Source organism: Streptomyces mayteni, assembly GCF_054783955.1.
In genome coordinates, this window is the sequence record NZ_BAAGPR010000011.1 from 55,798 (window position 1) to 76,768 (window position 20,971).

General features: G+C 72.2%; 16 protein-coding genes and 2 tRNA genes. 4 read left to right on the plus strand and 14 right to left on the minus strand.

What is annotated here, in order from left to right:
• Positions 1-54: 54 nt before the first annotated feature.
• The 4 genes from ndk to ACYVPE_RS07820 all read right to left on the minus strand — a co-directional run bounded on the left by ndk (position 55) and on the right by ACYVPE_RS07820 (position 6,128).
• Positions 55-459: a nucleoside-diphosphate kinase gene (gene ndk, locus ACYVPE_RS07805; protein ID WP_461032691.1), complete on the minus strand. Its 405-nt coding sequence runs from the start codon at positions 457-459 to the stop codon at positions 55-57.
• Positions 460-1,604: 1,145 nt separating this feature from the next.
• Positions 1,605-1,949: a DUF4233 domain-containing protein gene (locus tag ACYVPE_RS07810; RefSeq protein ID WP_461032692.1), complete on the minus strand. Its 345-nt coding sequence runs from the start codon at positions 1,947-1,949 to the stop codon at positions 1,605-1,607.
• A complete protein-coding gene (gene folC / locus ACYVPE_RS07815) occupies positions 1,949-3,463 on the minus strand; it encodes a bifunctional tetrahydrofolate synthase/dihydrofolate synthase (RefSeq protein WP_461032693.1) in 1,515 nt (504 codons plus the stop codon). The genes ACYVPE_RS07810 and folC overlap by 1 nt, the downstream gene beginning before the upstream one ends.
• 37 nt (positions 3,464-3,500) lie before the next feature.
• Positions 3,501-6,128, minus strand: coding sequence for a valine--tRNA ligase (locus ACYVPE_RS07820; RefSeq protein WP_461032694.1), 2,628 nt, complete (start codon positions 6,126-6,128; stop codon positions 3,501-3,503).
• A gap of 411 nt (positions 6,129-6,539) precedes the next feature.
• Here ACYVPE_RS07820 and ACYVPE_RS07825 point away from each other — a divergent pair, with 411 nt between their 5' ends.
• Positions 6,540-7,700: a hypothetical protein gene (locus ACYVPE_RS07825; RefSeq protein WP_461032695.1), complete on the plus strand. Its 1,161-nt coding sequence runs from the start codon at positions 6,540-6,542 to the stop codon at positions 7,698-7,700.
• 97 nt (positions 7,701-7,797) lie between these two features.
• On the opposite strand, the gene clpX is transcribed toward ACYVPE_RS07825, so the two are convergent.
• The 5 genes from clpX to ACYVPE_RS07850 form a co-directional block, all read right to left on the minus strand.
• On the minus strand, positions 7,798-9,093 hold the full coding sequence (gene clpX, locus ACYVPE_RS07830) for an ATP-dependent Clp protease ATP-binding subunit ClpX (protein ID WP_132815632.1): 1,296 nt from the start codon (positions 9,091-9,093) through the stop codon (positions 7,798-7,800).
• 279 nt (positions 9,094-9,372) lie between these two features.
• Positions 9,373-10,023: an ATP-dependent Clp protease proteolytic subunit gene (locus tag ACYVPE_RS07835; protein WP_461032696.1), complete on the minus strand. Its 651-nt coding sequence runs from the start codon at positions 10,021-10,023 to the stop codon at positions 9,373-9,375.
• A gap of 65 nt (positions 10,024-10,088) precedes the next feature.
• On the minus strand, positions 10,089-10,694 hold the full coding sequence (locus ACYVPE_RS07840) for an ATP-dependent Clp protease proteolytic subunit (protein ID WP_461032743.1): 606 nt from the start codon (positions 10,692-10,694) through the stop codon (positions 10,089-10,091).
• Positions 10,695-11,047: 353 nt separating this feature from the next.
• Positions 11,048-12,469, minus strand: coding sequence for a trigger factor (gene tig / locus ACYVPE_RS07845; RefSeq protein WP_461032697.1), 1,422 nt, complete (start codon positions 12,467-12,469; stop codon positions 11,048-11,050).
• 114 nt (positions 12,470-12,583) lie between these two features.
• A tRNA-Pro gene (locus ACYVPE_RS07850) sits at positions 12,584-12,660 on the minus strand.
• Positions 12,661-12,812: 152 nt separating this feature from the next.
• Here ACYVPE_RS07850 and ACYVPE_RS07855 point away from each other — a divergent pair.
• A tRNA-Gly gene (locus ACYVPE_RS07855) sits at positions 12,813-12,883 on the plus strand.
• Positions 12,884-12,945: 62 nt separating this feature from the next.
• Here ACYVPE_RS07855 and ACYVPE_RS07860 read toward each other — a convergent pair.
• Positions 12,946-13,161, minus strand: coding sequence for a hypothetical protein (locus ACYVPE_RS07860; RefSeq protein ID WP_461032698.1), 216 nt, complete (start codon positions 13,159-13,161; stop codon positions 12,946-12,948).
• A 506-nt stretch (positions 13,162-13,667) separates the two neighbouring features.
• Between ACYVPE_RS07860 and ACYVPE_RS07865 the strand changes: the two genes are divergently transcribed.
• Positions 13,668-14,798, plus strand: coding sequence for an acyltransferase family protein (locus ACYVPE_RS07865; protein WP_461032699.1), 1,131 nt, complete (start codon positions 13,668-13,670; stop codon positions 14,796-14,798).
• A gap of 160 nt (positions 14,799-14,958) precedes the next feature.
• Here the strand turns inward: ACYVPE_RS07865 and ACYVPE_RS07870 are convergent, their stop codons facing one another.
• Together ACYVPE_RS07870 and ACYVPE_RS07875 are read right to left on the minus strand one after the other, a co-directional pair.
• Positions 14,959-15,840 (minus strand): M23 family metallopeptidase, encoded by an 882-nt coding sequence (locus ACYVPE_RS07870; RefSeq protein WP_461032700.1) that lies wholly within the window; start codon positions 15,838-15,840, stop codon positions 14,959-14,961.
• A gap of 198 nt (positions 15,841-16,038) precedes the next feature.
• On the minus strand, positions 16,039-17,193 hold the full coding sequence (locus tag ACYVPE_RS07875; protein ID WP_461032701.1) for a SpoIIE family protein phosphatase: 1,155 nt from the start codon (positions 17,191-17,193) through the stop codon (positions 16,039-16,041).
• 127 nt (positions 17,194-17,320) lie between these two features.
• Between ACYVPE_RS07875 and ACYVPE_RS07880 the strand changes: the two genes are divergently transcribed.
• Positions 17,321-18,550, plus strand: coding sequence for a GNAT family N-acetyltransferase (locus tag ACYVPE_RS07880; protein ID WP_461032702.1), 1,230 nt, complete (start codon positions 17,321-17,323; stop codon positions 18,548-18,550).
• A 75-nt stretch (positions 18,551-18,625) separates the two neighbouring features.
• On the opposite strand, the gene ACYVPE_RS07885 is transcribed toward ACYVPE_RS07880, so the two are convergent.
• Entirely contained in the window at positions 18,626-19,858 is a 1,233-nt protein-coding gene (locus tag ACYVPE_RS07885) for an acyltransferase family protein (RefSeq protein ID WP_461032703.1), read from the minus strand.
• Positions 19,842-20,933 (minus strand): alpha/beta hydrolase, encoded by a 1,092-nt coding sequence (locus tag ACYVPE_RS07890; protein WP_461032704.1) that lies wholly within the window; start codon positions 20,931-20,933, stop codon positions 19,842-19,844. The genes ACYVPE_RS07885 and ACYVPE_RS07890 overlap by 17 nt, the downstream gene beginning before the upstream one ends.
• Positions 20,934-20,971 lie beyond the last annotated feature (38 nt).

The following is a 20,971-nucleotide window of genomic DNA, read 5'->3' on the forward strand; positions in this document are numbered from 1 at the left end:
GAGCGAAGGCGTTCAGGTGAACACTGACGGCGAGTCAGGACCGCTCACGACGGCTCACGGAAAGAAGATCTTCAGTTCCCGTTCGGCGGACTCTTCGGAATCCGAGGCGTGAATCAGGTTCTCCCGCACGATCGTGCCATAGTCACCCCGAATGGAGCCCGGCGACGCGACGATGGGATCCGTCGGACCGGCCATCACGCGCAGCCCCTCGATGACGCGCTCGCCCTCCACGACCATGACGACGCTCGGCCCCGACGCCATGAAGTCGAGCAGCGGCTCGTAGAACGGACGGCCGACGTGCTCGGCGTAGTGCGTCTCCAGCGTGACACGGTCCAGGGTGCGCAGCTCCAGCGCGGTGACGGCCCAGCCGGCCTTGCGCTCGATCCGGCCGATGATCTCGCCGACGAGTCCGCGGGCGACGGCGTCCGGCTTGAGCAGGACGAGAGTGCGCTGGCTCATGGCAGGCGGCTCCAGAGAAAAGGGACATCAGGATGGGGCTCGCAAGATTACCGCCACGGGTCCAGTGCGTTCGACGCGGACCGGTGGTTGTATCCCCCCACCCACCCGCCCTTTCCCCGGCTGCCGCCACCGGCCACGGTCCCGGAACGCGGCTGCCGTCGCTCCCAGGGCCTACGGCCCGGGCCGAGCGCACTCCCGCACGACGGCGCGAAGGCGGACCTACCGCCGCCGCGCGGCCAGCCGCGCACAGCGCGGAGGTTGGGGCGCGCCGCCCCGCCGCAGCGGCGCGGCGAGACGGAACGCCGCAGGCCGCCGGCAAGACGGCCGGCCTCGCCCAGCGGCCGCCCAGCGGCGGAGCCGCCGTGGGCTCACCCCGGGCCTCCGGCCAGGCCGGGCCGGACCTGCCGCGCGCAGCGCCAGGCCCCGCCCGGCGGGCGAAGCCGCCTCAGGCCACGGCCGGGTGGCCGGCCGCAAGCTGGTACAGAGACGCCGCCCGCCAGGGCACGAGGCAGTGCCACGCCGCGGCACCTGGTGCCGAGAACGACGCGGCCGGCCGCGCGGAGGTTGGGGCGCGCCCAGCGCGAAAGCGGGACCGCCGGCGCAGCACGGCGAGACGGCAACGCCGCGCGCCGCCGCGCGGCCGGCCGACCGCGCCCAGCGGCGAAGCCGCCATGGGCCAAGGCCCGGCCTCCGGCCAGGCGGGGCCGGACCTGCCGCGCGCAGCGCCAGGCCCCGCCCGGCGGGCGGGGCCGCCTCCGGCCACGGCCGCAGGCCGGAGCGGAGAACCGCTGCCCGCCAGGGCACGAGACGGCGGTGCCGCGCAGCGGGACCTGGTGCCAAGACCCGGCACGGCCGGCCGCGCGGAGTACGGAGGTTGGGGCGCGCCCAGCGCGAAAGCGGGGCTGTCGCCGCTTCGTGGCACGAACCGGCGGCGCGGCGAGACGGAACGCCGCAGGCCGGCACGAGCCAGTTGGCCGCGCAGCGCCGGCCGCGCCCGGCGGGCGGGGCCGGCTCCGGCCAGGGCCGTGGGCCGGGGCGGAGACCGCCGCCCGCCAGGGCGCGAGGTGGCAGTGCGGTGCGAAGCCGCCCCTGGCCACGGGCCGCGGGGCGGGTGGGTGGGTGGGTGGGGGAACGGGAATCCCAGGTCAGCGAGGGAGGGCCGCGCCCGGGGCGGTTGTGTCGATGTGGCGGCCGAAGTGGATGGAGGCCCACCAGAGGGCCGCGAACGCCGCGCCGAGGACGAACATCGCGGGGATGACGAAACCGGCGGCGATCAGCGCGGCTTGGAGGGCCCAGCCGAGTGGCAGCGCGATCGGGAGGCGCAGCAGGCCGCAGAGCAGCAGGCAGAGCGCCATCGCGGGGCCGCTGACGGCCCAGATCGTGGTGGTGGAGAGGTCGTCGGAGAGCCGCATCGCCGCCACCGCCGCCAACCCGATGACGATGAACTCGCAGACCAGCGTGGACGCGCAGAGCGTCCGTAGCATGCGCATCAGCGGGACCTCCCCAGCAGCAGTCGGGCCTCGCCGACCGTGATCACCGAGCCGGTGACCAGCACGCCGGCCCCGGCGTACTCGTGTTCCTCCTCGGCCAGCGTGATGGCCGCGTCCAACGCGTCGTCGAGGCGCGGCTCGACCTGGACCCGTTCCTCGCCGAAGACCTCGACGGCGAGTGCGGCCAGCTCGTCCACGTCCATCGCGCGGTGGCTGGCGTTGCTGGTGACGACGACCTCGGTGAACACCGGCTCGAACGCTTCGAGGAGGCCGCGGACGTCCTTGCCGGCCGAGGCGCCGACCACGCCGATGAGCCGGCTGAAGCCGAACGCCTCGCTCATGGCGGCCGCCGTGGCCTGCGCGCCCGCCGGGTTGTGCGCCGCGTCGAGCACCACCGTGGGGCTGCTGCGCACCACCTCGAGGCGGCCTGGCGAGGTGACGGAGGCGAACGCGGAGCGCACCACCTCCTGGTCGAGGGTGCGGGCCGGCTGGCCGTCGCCGATGCCGAAGAACGCCTCGACGGCGGCCAGCGCGACCACCGCGTTGTGCGCCATGTGCTCGCCGTAGAGCGGGAGGAAGACCTCGGGGTAGTCGCCGCCGAGCCCGCGCAGCGTCAGCAGTTGGCCGCCGACCGCGACCTCGCGGGCGACGACGCCGAACTCCATGCCCTCCCTGGCCACCGTGGCGTCGACCTCGACGGCCCGCCGCAGCACCACGGAGGCGGCCTCGATGCTGGGCTGCTGGGCCAGCACCACCCGGGCGCCCTGCTTCACGATCCCGGACTTCTCGCCGGCGATGGCCTCGGGGGTGGTGCCGAGCCGGTCGGTGTGGTCGAGCGTGACGGGGGTGAGGACGGCGACCTGCGCGTCGATCACGTTCGTCGAGTCCCAGGTGCCGCCCATGCCGACCTCGACCACCGCGACGTCGACCGGGGCGTCGGCGAAGGCCGCGTAGGCCATGCCCGTCAGCACCTCGAAGAAGGAGAGCCGGTAGGGCTCGCGGGAGTCGACCAGCTCGACGTAGGGCTTGATGTCCTCGTAGGTGGCGACGAACCGCTCGGGCGCGATCGGCTCGCCGTCCAGGCTGATCCGCTCGGTGATCGACTGGACGTGCGGGCTGCTGAACCGGCCGGTGCGGAGCTCGAAGGCGCCGAGCAGCGCCTCGATCATCCGGGCCGTGGTGGTCTTGCCGTTGGTGCCCGTGATGTGGATGGCCGGGTAGCTGCGCTGCGGCTCGCCGAGCAGGTCCATCAGGGGCCGGATCCGGCTCAGCGACGGCTCCAGCTTGGTCTCCGGCCAGCGCTTGGACAGCTCCGCCTCGACCTCGCGCAGCGCGCGGTCGAGCTCGGGATCGGCCGGGCGGACCGGCAGCTCGCTCGCCCGCGGCGCCCCTGACTGGGCGCGCAGCGTGCGGCTGCCGGCCTCGATCACGGCGAGATCGGGGTCGCGGTCGCTCTCCTCGGCCACGATCTCGTCGAATTCCTCGCCGAAACCGTCGTACTGGTCGTCGCTCACGGACCCAGTCTACGAACCGCCACCGACATCGACGGAGCTAGGGGAGCCTGGCCAGCTGGGCGGTGATCCGGGTGATGTCCTCCTCGGCGGCGGCCCGGCGGGCCCTGATCTTGTCGACCACGTGGTCGGGCGCCTTGGCGAGGAACGCCTCGTTGCCCAGCTTGGCGTTGGTGCCGGCGAGTTCCTTCTCGGCGGCGGCCAGGTCCTTGGTGAGCCGCTTGCGCTCGGCCGCCACGTCGATCGCGCCCGACAGGTCGAGCGCGACGGTGGCGCCGCCGACCGGCAGGGTGGCGGTGGCCGTGAAGCCGTCGCCCGCCGCCTGGAGGCGGAGCAGCGCGCGCATCGCCTCCTCGTGCGCGCCGAGCCCGGTGCCGGCCAGGTCGAGGGTGGCCGGCACCCGCTGTCCCGGCTGGAGGCCCTGGTCGGCGCGGAACCTGCGGACCTCGGTGACCAGGCGCTGGACGGCCTCGATCTCCCGCTCGGCTGCCGCGTCGCGGAAGCCGGAGTCGGCCGGCCAGTCGGCGATGACGACGGACTCGCCGCCGGTCAGCGTCGTCCACAGCTCCTCGGTGACGAAGGGGATCACCGGGTGCAGGAGCCGCAGCGTGACGTCGAGGACCTCGCCGAGCACCCGGCGGGAGACCTCGGCGGGGCGGCCGCCGGCGGTGAAGGTGGTCTTGGACAGCTCGACGTACCAGTCGAAGACCTCGTCCCAGGCGAAGTGGAAGAGGGCGTCGCTCAGCTTGGCGAACTGGTAGTCGTCGTAGTAGGCGTCGGTTTCGGCGACCACCGAGTTCAGCCGGGAAAGGATCCAGCGGTCGGTGGCCGACAGTTCCTCGGGAGCCGGCAGCGGGCCCTCGACGGTGGCGCCGTTCATGAGCGCGAACCGGGTGGCGTTCCAGACCTTGTTGGCGAAGTTCCGTGACGCCTGGACCCAGTCCTCGCCGATCGGCACGTCGATGCCGGGGTTGGCGCCGCGGGCCAGGGTGAAGCGGACCGCGTCCGAGCCGTAGGCGTCCATCCAGTCGAGCGGGTTGACCGCGTTGCCGAAGGACTTGGACATCTTCTTGCCGAACTGGTCGCGGACCATGCCGTGCAGGGCGATGGTGTGGAACGGCGGGGTGCCGTCCATCGCGTAGAGGCCGAACATCATCATCCTGGCGACCCAGAAGAAGAGGATGTCGTAGCCCGTGACCAGGACGGAGTTGGGGTAGAACTTCTCGACGCTCTCGGTGCGCTCGGGCCAGCCCAGCGTGGAGAACGGCCAGAGCCCGGAGGAGAACCAGGTGTCGAGGACGTCGGTGTCCTGGTGCCAGCCCTCGCCGGCCGGCGGCGCCTCGTCGGGGCCGACGCAGACGACCTCGCCGTCCGGCCCGTACCAGACGGGGATCCGGTGGCCCCACCACAGCTGGCGCGAGATGCACCAGTCGTGGAGGTTGTCGACCCACTCGAAGTAGCGGGAGGACATCTCCTTGGGGTGGATGGCGACCCGGCCGTCGCGGACGGCGTCGCCCGCGGCCTTGGCCAGCGGGGCGACCTTGACCCACCACTGCATGGAGAGCCGGGGCTCGACGGTGGTCTTGCAGCGCGAGCAGTGGCCGACCGCGTGCGTGTAGGGCCGCTTCTCGGCGACGATCCGCCCCTCGGCGCGCAGCGCGGCGACGACCGCGGAGCGGGCCTCGAACCGGTCGAGGCCCAGGAAGGGGCCGTGCACGGTGATGTTGCCGCGCTCGTCCATGACGGTGAGCTGGGGCAGCCCGTGGCGCCGGCCGATCTCGAAGTCGTTGGGGTCGTGCGCGGGGGTGACCTTGACGGCGCCGGTGCCGAACCCGGGGTCGACGTGCTCGTCCGCGACGACCGGGATCTCGCGGTCGGTGAGCGGCAGCTTCACGGTGCGGCCGACGAGGTGGCGGTAGCGCTCGTCCTCCGGGTGGACGGCGACGGCGGTGTCGCCGAGCATCGTCTCGGCCCGGGTAGTGGCGACGACCAGCGAGTCGTCGCCCTCGCCGTAGCGGATGGAGACCAGCTCGCCCTCGTCGTCCTGGTACTCGACCTCGATGTCGGAGATCGCGGTCAGGCAGCGCGGGCACCAGTTGATGATGCGCTCGGCGCGGTAGATCAGGTCGTCGTCGAAGAGCCGCTTGAAGATCGTCTGGACGGCGCGGGACAGGCCCTCGTCCATGGTGAACCGCTCGCGGGACCAGTCGACGCCGTCGCCGAGCCGCCGCATCTGGCCGGAGATCTGCCCGCCTGACTCGGCCTTCCACTGCCAGACGCGCTCGACGAACGCCTCGCGGCCCAGGTCGTGCCGGGACTTGCCCTCCTTGGCCAGCTCGCGCTCCACCACGTTCTGGGTGGCGATGCCGGCGTGGTCCATGCCGGGCTGCCACAGCGTCTCGAAGCCCTGCATCCGCTTGCGGCGGGTGAGGGCGTCGATCAGGGTGTGCTCGAAGGCGTGGCCCAGGTGGAGGCTGCCGGTGACGTTGGGCGGCGGGATGACGATCGTGTACGGGTCCTTGGCGCTCTTGGCGTCCGCCGTGAAGTAGCCCCGTTCTACCCAGCGCTCGTACAGCTTCCCCTCTACATCGGCCGGCGTGTACTGCGTCGGCAGATCGGCTGAGGCTGCGTGTGGCCCGCTGGCGGGCGGCTGGGTGTTCTCGGTCACGGCAGAAGTCTACGAGGCCGGCCGCACCGAGTTCGCATCAGTTCCGAAGGGGGGCGGGGCGGGGGCTTGATGCCTTCGGGCCTTGGACGGGGTGCCCGGCCAGATGTACAGAACCGCACCCCGTCCGACAGGATGTGCACAGGCAATCCTGAGGAGCGTCTCTGATGGGCATAGCGAGCCTGAGCATTGCTCAGCCTTGCGAGCCGATCGCCTTCGTGCCCTGGTACTGAACGACAGTGGCCGTCAGCCCGCGTGGCACGTCCCTCCGGACGCTGGTCGGCCGGGCCACAGGGCTCGGCCGAGGAGGGTGCCCGACGTCGCCTGGGCGCCGGGCGTGCAGGTAACACCCTGCCACATGTCCGCTACGTTTCGCTAATCCGATTGGTGAACCTCCGCACAAGGGGTATGCAAATGAGTCAGAACCAGCCGGGTCCCTACGGGCAGCAGCCCCCGCAGGGCCCGCCGCCCGGCCAGCCCGGGCCGTACGGGGTGCCGCAGCAGGGTCCGCCGGCCGGCGGTCCGAATCCGTACGCGCAGCCCGGGGCGCCAGGCGCCTCGGGCTCGCCTGGTTACGGCTATCCGCAGACCCCGGGGCAGCCGGGTCAGCCGGCTCAGCCCGGCCCTCCCCCGCCGCCGCCCGGCGGCTACGGGCAGCAGCCGCCGCAGCAGCCCCCCTACGGCCAGCCGCAGCAGCCTGGGCCGTACGGCCAGCCGCAGCAGCCCGGCGCCTTCGAACTGCATTCGCCCGGCCAGTTTCCCGGCCAGCAGCCGCCGGGACAGCCGCCCTACGGTGATCCGGCCTCCTACGGCCAGCCGGCGGGTGGCGGTGGCGGTGGGCGGAAGCGCACCGGCCTGATCGCGGTGGCCGTCGTGGCGGCGCTCGCCGTGATCGGCGGCGGCGTGTACTTCCTGACCAGCGGCGACGACGCCGGCAACGGTCCGAGCTCCGACGACGGCAGCCGGTTCACGGTGTCGCTGCCCGACGCCACCGGGGACTTCGACCGGGTGCCAGGCGAGAGCGGCCTCGACCTCCCCAACGAGGAGGAGCAGGCCGAGATGGGCGTCGAGAACATGGAGGGTGAGAGCGGCGCCTACGCGGACTTCGACGCCACGGCGGAGATCCCCGACCCGGACGGCACCTACCTGATGGCGGGGGGCCTCTGGGGCGAGGTGCCCGACCCCACGGCCGTCGTCGACGGGATGTTCGGCCTGGCCGCGTCCGAGGCCTCGGCCGAGGAGTCGGAGCAGATGGAGCTCGTCGGCAGCCCGGAGAACTTCTCCGACGACGAGGTGGTGCTCAAGTGCCAGCTGGTCAGGGGCACCGAGCCCGAGCCCACCCTGGGCTACGTGATCGAGGCGCCGGTCTGCATCTGGGCCGACTTCAGCACCATCGGCCTGCTGATCTACCAGGGGATGCCAGGACTGCCCGCGGACTTCGACCCGAACTCGGACGAGATCCCGGAGATGACGGCGCCCGAGACGATGCCGCTGGCCGACGCGGCCGAGATCGCCAGGCAGCTGCGCCTCGACGCGCTGCAGCCGGCCGAGGGCGGCGCCGAGTCCGAGGGCTGACCGAGGGGGCGCACCCCGGCGACAGGTGAGGGGCCCGACACCGGATTCCGGTGTCGGGCCCCTCTCCTTTGATCGGGTTCGATCGGGTGGCGGCCGCTCAGGCCGTCTTCTCGTGCGGCGGCACCGAGCCGCGCTGCTTGGCCAGCCGGGAGCGGGGCACCAGCGTCGGGTTGACGTTCGACCGCACCACGTCCTCGGTGATCACGACCTGGCCGACGTCGGGCCGGGAGGGCACCTCGTACATCACCGACATCAGCACCTCCTCGATGATCGCGCGCAGCGCCCGGGCGCCGGTGCCGCGCAGGATCGCCTGGTCGGCGATGGCCTCCAGCGCCGGCAGCGTGAACTCCAGCTCGACGCCGTCGATCTCGAAGAGCCGCTGGTACTGCTTCACCAGCGCGTTCCGCGGCTCGACCAGGATCCTGAGCAGCGCCTCGCGGTCCAGGTTCTGCACGGAGGTGATCACCGGCAGCCGGCCGATGAACTCGGGGATCATGCCGTACTTGACCAGGTCCTCGGGGAGCGCCTCGCGCAGCAGCTCGGCCGAGCCGCGGTCCCGCTTGGAGCGGATGTCGGCGCCGAAGCCGATGCCGCGGGCGCCCGACCTGGCGCGCACGATCTCGTCGAGGCCGGCGAAGGCGCCACCGACGATGAAGAGCACGTTCGACGTGTCGATCTGCAGGAACTCCTGGTGCGGGTGCTTGCGCCCGCCCTGCGGCGGCACCGCGGCGGTGGTGCCCTCCAGGATCTTCAGCAGGGCCTGCTGGACGCCCTCGCCCGAGACGTCCCTGGTGATCGACGGGTTCTCGCTCTTCCGCGCCACCTTGTCGATCTCGTCGATGTAGATGATCCCCTGCTCGGCCTTCTTGATGTCGTAGTCGGCGGCCTGGATCAGCTTGAGCAGGATGTTCTCCACGTCCTCACCGACGTAGCCGGCCTCGGTGAGCGCGGTGGCGTCGGTGATGGCGAAGGGGACGTTGAGCATCCTGGCCAGCGTCTGGGCGAGCAGGGTCTTGCCGGAGCCGCTGGGGCCGAGCAGCAGGATGTTGGACTTGGAGAGCTCGATGGCCTCGTCACGCGACTGACCGTCGGCCTCGCTGGCCCGCACCCGCTTGTAGTGGTTGTAGACGGCCACCGAGAGCGCCTTCTTGGCGTCCTCCTGGCCGACGACGTAGCTCTCCAGGAAGTCGAAGATCTCCCGCGGCTTCGGCAGCTCGCCGAGATCGGACTCCGAGGACTCGGCAAGCTCCTCCTCGATGATCTCGTTGCAGAGCTCGATGCACTCGTCGCAGATGTAGACCCCCGGGCCCGCGATGAGCTTCTTCACCTGTTTCTGGCTCTTGCCGCAGAACGAGCACTTGAGCAGATCGCCGCCATCACCGATGCGTGCCACGAGGTGCTTCCCCTTCGCCTGCGCACCGCCGGGGAGACGGCGCGCTCATGCTTGCCTGAAGACGACGGTACCTTGTCGCCCCGGCGGATAGGCCCCCCTTGACGGGAATCCCCCTCGCCGGGGCCTTCCCGCCCAAAGGGGGCGGCCAGTCGCTCGTCTCGGTTGTCGCCTGATGTGTGTTACTGGGTCGTGCGGGGTGGTGCGAGATGGTGCCCTTTTTCGTGCGGGGCGGTGCGTCACGGTCCGGGTGGCCGGGGCTCGGAAGCCGGGCGCCGGGGTTCAGACCGCGGTGGTGGAGCGGGTGGTGACGATCTGGTCCACCAGACCGTAGCTCACGGCCTCCTCGGCGGTGAGGATCTTGTCCCGCTCGATGTCGTCGCTGACCTGCTCGATCGCCGTGTTGGAGTGCTTGGCCAGCATCTGCTCAAGCTGGACGCGCATCCGCTGGACCTCGCGGGCCGCGATCTCCAGGTCGGAGACCTGGCCGCGACCGGTCTCGCTGTACGGCTGGTGGATCAGGATCCGGGCGTTGGGCAGCGCCATCCGCTTGCCGCGGGTGCCGGCCGCCAGCAGGACCGCGGCGGCGGAGGCCGCCTGGCCCATGCACACCGTCTGGATGTCCGGCTTGACGAACTCCATGGTGTCGTAGATGGCCGTCAGCGCGGTGAAGGAACCGCCCGGGCTGTTGATGTAGATCTGGATGTCGCGGTCCGGGTCCATCGACTCCAGGCAGAGCAGCTGCGCCATCACGTCGTTGGCCGACGCGTCGTCGATCTGCACGCCGAGGAAGATCACCCGCTCCTCGAAGAGCTTGGCGTACGGGTCGTACTCGCGCACGCCCTGCGAGGTGCGCTCGATGAAGCGCGGGACCACGTAGCGGCCCTCGGCGCGGAGTCGGTCGTAGATGCCGGAACCGGGGATGTTGTTCATCGTCTCTCTACCGCCTTGGTATTGGACTGCGATCGGAGGCTGTCGGGGCTCGGGCTACCGGCCGCTCAGGCGCCCGTGCCGCCGCCGCCCGCGATGTCGGCGGCGCTGTTGATGACCCGGTCGAGCAGGCCGTAGTCCCTGGCCTCCTCGGCGCTGAACCACCGGTCCCGGTCGGCGTCCCGCTCCCACTGCTCCTCGCTGACGCCCGAGTGCTGGGCGGACAGCGTCGCCATCTTGCGCTTGGTGCGCAGCAGCTGCTCGGCGTGGATCTTGATGTCCGACGCGGAGCCGGCCAGACCGGCGGAGGGCTGGTGGATCAGCACCTCGGCGTTCGGCAGCGCGAAGCGCTTGCCCGCGGCGCCGGCGGTCAGCAGGAACTGCCCCATCGAGGCCGCGAGGCCCATGGCGATGGTGACCACGTCGTTCTTGATGTACTGCATGGTGTCGTAGATCGCCATGCCGGCCGTGATCGAGCCGCCCGGGCTGTTGATGTAAAGGAAGATGTCCTTCTCGGGATCGGCGGCGAGCAGCAGCAGCTGCGCGGTGATCCGGTTGGCGATGTCATCGTCGACCGGCTGCCCAAGGAAGATGATCCGCTCGTCGAGGAGCCGGTTGTAGACCTGATCGCCGAGGCCGCCGTGCGTTGGCTCCGCCATGGCGGAGGGCTTCATGAGCGTCACGTATCCACCTGCTCATTCTCGTAACGGCCAGGCAGGCGCCCGGACCGTCGCTCGACATCTGGGTTGTATCTAGGGACCCTAACGCGCGGTGCTGACGGACCCATCCCCGACCAGGGAACTGTTCGCTGTGAGCGCAGGGTGCCGCCTGGGCGCTCCGCTGGGAGTGGGAGTACCACGACTCGCCGCCGCCTTCCCGGCGTCCCTTCAGGCGCCGGGAACCGAAACACACTTCGCCCGACCTGCTGACGCGCCGGCCCGCGGTCGCCGCCGGGAACCGCCGCGCGAGAAGGGGCCGGAGAGCAGTTCGGGGCCGGACACGAAACGCGTCCGGCCCCGAACGATGCTCAGTCGGACTTCGTGCCCGCCTCGTCGCCCGCGGCGGCGGTCTCGGCCTCGGCCGCCTCGGCGCCGCTCTCGGCGGTCTCGGTGGCGGCCGCCGCGCTCTCCTCGACCTCGTCCTCGTCGAGCTTGACGTCGTTGCCCTCGGTGTCGGTGACGGTGACCGACTCCACGACGGCGGCCAGCGCCTTGCCGCGGCGGACCTCGCCGACCAGCACCTGGACCTGGCCGCCCTCGACCACGGCCTTGGCGAACTGGTCGGGGCTCATGCCGGAGGACTGGGAGCGGCGCACCAGGTGCTCGGTGAGCTCGTCCTGGCTGACGTTCAGCTTCTCGACCTTGGCGATCTCGTCCAGTACGAACTGGGTGCGGATGCCCTTCTCCGACTGCTCCCTGAGCTCGGCCTCGTACTCCTCGGCCGTCTTCTCCTGGAGCTTGAGGTAGCCGTCGAGGTCCATGCCGAGCTGGGAGAGCTGGTGGTGCTCGAGGTTGTGCTTGCGGGTCTCGATCTCGTCCGCGAGGAGCTTCTGCGGGATCGGGACCTCGACCAGCTCGAGCAGCGCGTCGAGGACCTTCTCCTGGGCCTCGGTGGCCTGCTCGTACTTCTTCTCCTCGACGAGCCGCTCGCGGTGCGAGGCGCGCAGCTCGTCCAGGGTGTCGTACTCGCTGGCGAGCTGGGCGAAGTCGTCGTCGAGCTCGGGCAGTTCGCGGGAGGAGACGGTGGCCACGGTGACCGAGATCTCGGCCTCGCTGCCGGCGGCCGAGCCGCCCTTGAGCTCGCTGGTGAAGGTGGCGGTGCCGCCGGCCTCCAGGCCGGTGACGGCCTCGTCGAGACCGTCGAGCATCTGGCCCGAGCCGATGGTGTAGTCGACGCCGTCGGCCACGCCGTCGGCCAGGACCTCGCCGTCGACCCTGGCCTCCAGGTCGATCTTGACGACGTCGCCGTCGGCGGCGGCGCGCTCGACGACCGTGGTGGAGGCGAAGCGCTCGCGCAGCCGCCCGACGGCCTCGTCCACGTCCTCTTCGGGGACCTCGACGGCGTCGACCGTGACCGCGATGCCCGAGTAGTCGGGGATGGCGATCTCGGGGCGGATGTCGACCTCGGCGGTGAAGGTCAGCAGCTCGTTGTCGCGGAGCTCGGTGATGTCCACGTCGGGCTGACCGAGCGGGGTGAGCTCACCCTCGGTGACGGCCTCGGTGTAGAACTTGGGGAGCGCCTCGTTGACGGCCTCCTCCAGGACGGCCCCGCGCCCGAACCGCTGGTCGATGACGCGCGCCGGGATCTTGCCCTTCCGGAAACCGGGCACCTGGACCTGCTGGTTGATCTTCCGGTACGCCGCGTCGAGGCTGGGCTTGAGCTCCTCGAAGGGCACCTCGACAGTGAGCCGAACCCGGGTGGGGTTCAGGGTCTCCACGGCGCTCTTCACGGTAGGTCTCCTTGGGGCTGACATCTGGGGAGGTTGCGAACTTGTCCTGGGCCGAAGCTGTGCGGCGGCCCCGGTTGCGGACACACCTGGGCCGCGCAGGCTACTCATCGTACGTGGTCGGGGTGGCCGGATTCGAACCGACGGCCTTCCGCTCCCAAAGCGGACGCGCTACCAAGCTGCGCCACACCCCGCCGCGGTCGTGGCTCACGACGCGACACGTAGCGTACAGCGCCGGCCGCGCGGCACCGTCCGCCGAGGTCCCCGAAGCCCTTCACGCCGGCCGGGGACCGGCGGTGCGCTGGTACGATGCTGGACGTGCCGCAGCCGACGCTGTCGGCCGAACGCGGGCGTAGCTCAATGGTAGAGCCCTGGTCTTCCAAACCAGCTACGCGGGTTCGATTCCCGTCGCCCGCTCAGCCCGGCCCGGTCCCCATGGGGGCCGGGCCTTCGTCATGACTGGACGGCCTGCCGTGGCGTCAGTCGCCCGAGCTGTTGATGGAGTCGTCGACGTCGTTGACGCCGTCGGTGATCGACGTCAGGAAGTCGTTTATGGGGTCGGCGGCCCCGGTGGAGGCGAGGGAGAAGCCGAAGAGGATCGCCACGATGGCCGGTCCCCACCTTATGGCGCCGCCCCGGATCATGAAGAACATGATCACTCCGAACAGCAGGGCCAGGGAGAATGAGATAACCACAACAGATCACACCTTCGAAAGATCCGCCTCGCTCCGTCAGGGGCCTGACCACGGCCGCCACACCCCCGCTGGGTCCATCGTGCCATCAACTCGGCCTCCCGGGGAGGTTGATGGCCATCGCGCCGCCCATGTCACACGACGCATCGCGCCATCCGGGGCCATCCCAGGTACCGAGGTGACCCGTTACCCGCCCGTTAGCGGTTCATGCGTGCCGCGCGACGAATTCCCCAGCGCCGTCACGGGTGTTCGCCGATTCTCCGCGACGCGCTGACGAAATCCCTTTCCCGGCCGACGAGAACGCGGGCACGGACGTCGCATCACCGGGCGATACGCACCATTTAAGCGGGGCACATCACATGATTTCGGTCATGTGGGGGATGGTTTCCCGGCTGCTTCCCGGGATTTCCACGGGGTAGTCGTGATTCATCGACGTGATCTTCGAATGGCGTACGGCGTGCCGCCGGGTGAATTTACGGATGCCGCGACGAAGCACTATCGTGCGGACAATGTTGCACGTCCGTAATCAAGACGCCTCCCTGCCCGCGGCCCGGGCCACGGCGGCCGACCCCCCACCGACGGTCACGGACGGTCCGGCCCAGGTCAAGCCGCGGGACCCCTTCTTCGACAACGCCAAGTACCTGGCGATCGTGCTGGTCGCCATCGGGCACGCGTGGACCCCACTGCGCGGCGACTCGCGCACCGCGTCCGCCCTCTACGACTTCGTCTACGCCTTCCACATGCCGGCGTTCATCCTGCTCGCGGGCTACTTCTCACGCGGCTTCACCGGCCGCCCCGAGCAGCTCAAGCGCCTCATCACCGGCATCGGCATCCCCTACCTGCTGTTCGAGGTCGCCTACATCCTGTTCAAGCGATGGGGCGGCGACGACCCCGACTACCCCTTCAGCCTGCTCGACCCCTACTACGTCACCTGGTTCCTGATCGCGCTCTTCGTGTGGCGGCTCACCGCCCCGATCTGGCGGATCGTCCGCTGGCCGCTGCCGGTCGCGCTGACCATCGCGGCGCTCGCCTCCGTCTCGCCGCACCTCGGCGACGACCTCAACATCCAGCGGGTGCTCCAGTTCCTCCCCTTCTTCGTGCTCGGCCTGCTGCTGCGGCCCGAACACTTCGAACTGCTGCGCCACCGGCGAGCGCGCCCGGTGGCGGTCGCGGTGCTCGCGACCGGCCTGGCCACGGCGTTCTGGGTGTCGCCACGGGTGGAGCACAACTGGTTCTACCGGACGCACAGCGCGCAGGAGATGGGGTCGAGCGCCTGGGTCGGAGTGGCCGCCAGCCTCTCGCTCTTCGCCGTCGGGCTGCTGCTGACGGCCGCCTTCCTGGCGTTGGTGCCGACCCGCCGCACCTGGTTCACGTCGTTGGGCGCCGGCACCATCTACGGCTACCTGCTGCACGGCTTCATCGCCAAGGGCTCGCGCTGGTGGGACTGGTACGCGGTGGACTGGGTCAACTCCCCGGCCGGGCGGGTGCTGGTCACCCTGATCGGCGCCGCCGTGATCACGGTCCTGTGCACGCGCCCGGTCCGGCGGGTCTTCCGCCACCTGGTGGAGCCCTCGATGGACTGGGCGTTCACCAAGGAGGCGCGCCGGCCTACGAGCCCCCGCCCCGCGCGGTCCGGCTGACCCGGCCGAGGGCCTGCCTGACGGCTCGCGGCGGATCAGCGAGCGGCGGATGGCGCCCGGCTGGCAAGGCGCCGGATCGCAGCTCGTACTTGTCCGTACTCGCGCGATTCGGTAACGCAGCCAGCCGGGATGCCAGTCGTCGCGAGCCCGCCGGGAGTCGTCAGGCAGGCCCTACGTCGACGGCGATGCCGTGGGACTTCAGGTAGCCGATGGGGTCGACGTCGGTGCCGTAGGCGCGGCCGGCGCGTACCTCGAAGTGCAGGTGCGGGCCCGTGCTGTTGCCGGTGTTGCCCGAGTCGCCGACCCGGGTGCCGCCCTCGATCCGCTGCCCGGCGCGGACGGCCAGCTCGGCGAGGTGGGCGTAGAGGACGTAGTGGCCGTCCGTCATCTTCGCGACCACGTGGTTGCCGTAGGCGCCGTTGTACTCGGCGAGCACCACGGTGCCTGGGCCGACGGCCCGGATCGGGGTGCCGACCGGGGTGGCGAAGTCCACGCCCGTGTGGTGGCCGGCCGCCCAGCCGCCGGGTTGGGCGTAGACGGCGGTGACCGGGAAGCCGCTCACCGGGCTGGTCCAGCCGTCCACGACGCCGTCGTCCTTCGCGGCCTTCGGTCGTCCGTCGAAGACGGGCAGCGGCCCGAAGGTCGGCGCGTACGGGAGGTACGCGTCGCCGCCACGGGTCGGCTTCGGGTGGGCCAACGGGCCGGCCGCGCCGGGAAGTCGCGGCGAGGTCGGGGCCATGTCGGCCGCCCCCGCCTGGCCGGCGGCGGCGGCCGTCCAGGGCCCGACCAGCACGACGGCGCCCAACGCGGCGCCGCCGAGTGCCCGGCGGGCCAGCCGGGTGCGGAAGCTCGCCCTGGGGCGTCGATGTCGTTCGCCGGCGCGGGCCTCCTGACCGGTCGGCCGGCGGGTGGCGCGGCTCGGCGGCGCGGCGACCGGCCGGCCCGTGGCGCGGCCCGCGGGGCGGCTCGTCGATCGGTTCGAAGGGCGGTTCCGGCCCTGCTCCGTGGATCGGTTCGTGGATCGGTTCGTGGATCGGCTCATGGCTCCGAGCCAACGGCAGGGCGCCGGGTCCCGCATCCGCCGGGTCGCCGGCCGCACCGCCGATCGGCGCACAGGCCGGCGCCCGGGGGCCGGCCCATCGACGCAGTTCAGCGCGGCCTGTCGGAGCGTCAGCGGCGCGTGGCGACATTCCGCCCCGCCGGGTGACCGCCGCGGCGGTCACCTCCCGGCCCAACCGGCCTACTCGCGGCTGATGATCAGCAGCGCCCGGTCGTCGTTGACGTCCTTGGCGACCGACTCGATCAGGTGCCAGGCGGCGCCGCGGAAGCCGGTCGTCACATAGCGGTCGGCCTCGCCGGTGAGCCGGTCGACGCCCTCCGAGAGGTCGCGGTCCGAGCGCTCCACCAGGCCGTCCGTGAACAGCATCAGCACGTCGCCGCGGCGCAGCGTGCCCTTGGCCGGGTGGAACTCGGCGCCGTCGTAGACGCCGAGCAGCGGACCCTCGGCCGCGATCTCCTGCCAGCGGCCGGTGCCGGCGTTGAGCTGGACGGCGGGCAGGTGCCCGGCGGACAGCAGCTCGAAGTCGCCGGTGTCGAGGTCGAGCACCAGATGGGCCGAGGTGGCGAAGCCCTCGTCCCAGTTCTGCCGGAGCAGGTAGCCGTTGGCGGCGGGCAGGAAGGCGTGCGGCGGCAGCGAGCCGAGCAGGCCGCCGAAGGCGCCGGAGAGCAGCAGCGAGCGGGAGGCCGCGTCCATGCCCTTGCCCGAGACGTCGGTGAGCACGACCTCCAGGGTGCGCCGGTCGGCGCCGGTGCGGGAGGCGACCACGAAGTCGCCGGAGAACGACTGGCCGCCGGCCGGCCGCAGCGAGACCTCGCGGTGCCAGCCCTTCGGCAGCGGCGGCAGCGCGCCCTGGGCGCGGATACGTTCCCGCAGGTCGAACAGCATGGTGCCGCCGCGCCGCCAGGGCACGCCGACCCGGCTGCGGAACTGGGCTATCAGCAACCCGGTCAGGGCGACGGCGGCCACCACCAGGATGGTGCCAGGCGTGACCGGATCGGGGTCGCCGCGGCGGGAGTCCATCAGGGCGGTCTCCAGCACCAGCGCGGTGGCGACGACGGCGTAGAGGCCGAGCAGGCTGGCCGGCCGCAGCAGGAGGCCGCCGGCGACCAGGGGCAGGACCAGCGCCTCGGGCGGGCACCATTCCGGCCAGGCCACGGTGGCGAAGCTCAGCACCGGGACGGTGGCGAGCAGGGCGCCGAAGGCCAACCAGTCGGAGCCGCCGCCCCGGAAGTAGTCGACGGCGGAACGACGCATTCCGACCCGGACGCGGTGGACGGCCTTCTGGGCCCGCTGTCTGCGGGTGCTCCTCGGTGCAGTCTCGCTGCCGCGTGCCATGACCAGGGACCTTATCCACCCGTTCGGTGGCACGTCGAACCTTTGCCAGGTTCGGATACGCGTACGGGACACCTGTGGTGAGGAAATTGTGTCGCCCCGTGATGACTGCGCTGATAGGGATGGTGATATGACGATTGAGCTGCGCGGTCTTGAGGCCGGGGACTGGGACGCCTGGTACGGCGGTCTCGAATGGGCGTTCGGTGGCGTACCCGACGCTCCCGAGGAACGCGCACTATGGCGAGAACTGACCGAAATCGATCGGTCCATCGCCGCCTGGGACGGCGACCGCATCGTCGGTTCCTTCGGCGCCTTCTCCCTTCGGATGGCGGTACCGGGCGGTGCCCTGGTGCCGACGGCCGGCATCACGATGGTGAGCGTCGCCGCCACCCACCGGCGGCGCGGCCTGCTGCGCCGGATGATGCGGTCGGCGCTCGACGACTACCGCGCGGCCGGCGAGCCGCTGGCCGCGCTGACCGCCTCCGAGGCCGCGATCTACGGGCGCTACGGCTACGGCATGGCCACCCGGATGATGCGGGTGGCCATCGACACGGCCCGGGTCGGGATCGCGGTGCCGGCCGGCGCGGAGGGCATCACCTTCCGCGTGGTGGAGCCGGCCGAGGCGTTGGACCGGTGCGAGGCGCTGTACGCGCGCCTGGTGCCGAACCGCCCCGGCATGCTCGCGCGGCAACCCGGCTGGGAGAAGGCGCCGCTGCTCGACCCGCCACGTGACCGGGAAGGCGCCTCCGAGCTGCGCTGCGTACTCGCCGAGCGGGACGGGGAGTTGGTGGGCTACGCGCGGTACACGCTGAAAGCCCGCTGGGAGGAGAGCCGTCCCGAGGGCGCCGTGCTGGTCCGCGACCTGGAGGCGACCGAGCCGGCGGCGTACGCCGCGCTGCTCCGCTTCCTCTGCGAGGCCGACCTGATGTCCACCGTGCGGCTCCCGAACCGGCCGGTTGACGACCCGCTGCTGCGGCTGGTCTCCGAGGTCCGCCGCTGCGACGTGCGGATCACCGACCGGCTGTACCTGCGGCCGGTCGAGGTGGGCGCGGCGCTCGCCGCCAGGACGTACGGCACCGAGGTGGACGTGGTGCTGGCCGTCGAGGACGACTTCTGCCCGTGGAACACGGGCCGTTGGCGGCTCAGCGGCAACCCGAAGGGGGCGGTGTGCGAGCCGACCACCGACCCGGCCGACCTGACGGTGGACGTCCGGGCGCTCGGGGCGGCGTATCTGGGCGACACGACGTTGACGGCGCTGGCCGGGGCCGGGCTGGTGCGGGAGGCTCGGCCCGGCGCGCTGGAGGTGGCGACGACGGCGTTCGGCTCGGCGGTGGCGCCGTGGCTGCCGCACGGCTTCTGAGCGGCGGCGTGCCGCCCGCGGGTCGTCCCGCGGGCGGCACCTGAACACTCACACCACCACCATTCACACCACCATTCACACCACGGCGAGGGCGTACAGCGAGAACCCCGCCGCCAGCGCCCCGGCCAGCGCCCGCCGGCCGGTCGAGGCGCCCGTCCACGGCTGCTCGAAGCGCCTGGTCAGCGAGGCGATCCCGACCAGCAGCACCGCGAAGAGCGGCAGCCACATCAGCCGCGCCGCCACCCAGCCGAGCGAGGTCGGGTCCGCCGTCAGGCCGGCGATCGTGGCGCCGCCGTTCAGCGCGGCGGCCGGGATCGCGGCGGCCAGCATCGCGCTCTGGTGCCAGCACAGGATCGTCATCGCGCTGAGGTTGATCACCACCACCGGCGCCCACAGCGCGGGCCGCGCCAACAGCGCCGCGAGCCGCTCCCGCACCAGCACCGCCACCCCCGACTGCGCGGCGGCCAGCGCCAGCACGAGCAGCGACGGCGGGTGGGAGTTCGTCCTGGCCTCGCCCGGCACACCGACCATCGACGCCGGGTAGCCGAAGACCGTCAGCAGCACGGCGAACAGCACCACGCCACCCCCGAGCAGCAGCCAGCCGGCCGACCGCCGAGACAGCCGTCCCACGCCCCACACCAGACCGAGCTGGTAGCCGAACAGCCAGCCGGGCAGCAGGTTCAGCAGCGCCAGCCAGGACGGCATCGCGTCCGTGAACGGCCCGTAGCGCAACGCGTCCACCACGGCCACCGAGAGCAGCAGCGGCAGCGCCGACCACAGCCCGGCCCGCTCGGCGGCGCGCAGCGCGTACGGGGTGAGCGCGGTGATCACCGCGTAGATGCCGACGAACCACAGCGGCTGCACCACCAGCACCGACGCCGTGCGCAGCGTGGTGCCCGGCACCCCGGCCAGGGAAAGGAGCGGCAACAGCGCCGCCCACACGGCCGTCACGCCGAGCAGCGGACGCCCGAGACGTACCAGCCGGCCGCGCAGCCACGTGCCGGTGCGCACGCCCCGCTCCGTGGCCCGCCGCAGGGAGTGCGCCGCGGAGTAGCCGCCGACCAGGAAGAAGATGCCGAGCAGTTGGAACAGCCAGCTGGCCGGGGCGAGACCGCCGAGGGCGGCGAGCGGGCTGGCGTTGTGCAGGGCGCCCTCGCCGTTCAGCGAGAAGCCGCCGACCAGCCAGTGCCCGGCCGGGACCGACAGCAGGGCCAGCGCCCGAAGCCCGTCGACGGCGCGGTCCCGGTGGGCGGGCGTGCGGGCCTCGATCGCGGCGGCGACGTTGCGGAGATCAGCGGACAGCGGCATCGGAGCACTCCGGGGAGTTCGGGGCGCAGCTGATCAGCTCGTAGGCGCCCAGGGTGATGGCGGAGAGGTTGCGCAGCGCGTCGGTGCCCGGCTCGCCGTAGCCGCCGTGGCCCTCGACGTCGTCGGAGGTGACGACGCGGGCGCCGTACGCGGGTTCTGTGGGGTCGGTGCCGTGGCCGAGGCCGAGCACCTGGACGTTGGGGATCGCGCTGATCCAGTCGTGGGGGCCGCGGGTGGCCCACACCCGGGCGTCGGTGCCCAGGGCGTCCGCGGTGCCGGCCCTGGTGCCGGGGCTGCCGAGGAAGACGAGGTCGCCGGCGGCGAACCCGTCGCGGGCGGCGAGGCCGCAGACGACCGAGCCGTAGCTGTGGCAGAGCACGGTGGGCGGGGCGGTGCCGGGGGCGGCGTGCGCGAGGCCGTCGAGGAACCGGTCGAGGCGCGGGGCGCCGGCGCTGGCGAGCCGGTCGGTGGCGACGTCGGGGCCGACGCCGTCGGGGGTGGTGTAGCCGATCCAGGCGATGGTGGCGGTCGGCACGCCGGGGGCGTCCTCGGTCAGCTCGGCGTGCAGGCTTCCGGCCCAGGAGAGGGGGGTGCCGTGCGAGGCGAGGTCGTTGTCCATGCCGGGCACGAGGACCGCGGTGCGCCGGGCGGCGAGCAGGTCGCCGAACACCTCGACGAAGGTGCCGCGGCCGCGCGGGTCGAAGGCCAGCAGCTGGCGTCCCGGCTCGGGCGCGGTGCCGAAGTGGTCCTGCCAGGCGCGGGCGTTCGCCGCGTACCGCAGCTCGACGGGGGCGCCGTCGAGGTTGCCGACGGTGAGCGGGTGCCGGGCGGCGAGGTCCTGCCGCTGCGCGGGGCCGAGGCCGGCGAAGAACGCGGCCACCTCGGCGGGGGACGCGTCCGCCGGATCGGGGAGGGCGACGCCGAGGCTGTCGTCGGCCAGCCACGCCTCGGCCCCGGGCGGCGGGCCGCTGACGATCGTGGTGTGCGGCCCGAACGTCCAGCCGCCGGTGGCGGTGGCTGCGGTCAACGCGAGCGCTACGGTGGCCAGCACCCGCTTGAGACGACGGCGCGGCATGACGGTCCTCCCTCTCCTGGCCGCCGAGGAGACCGGCG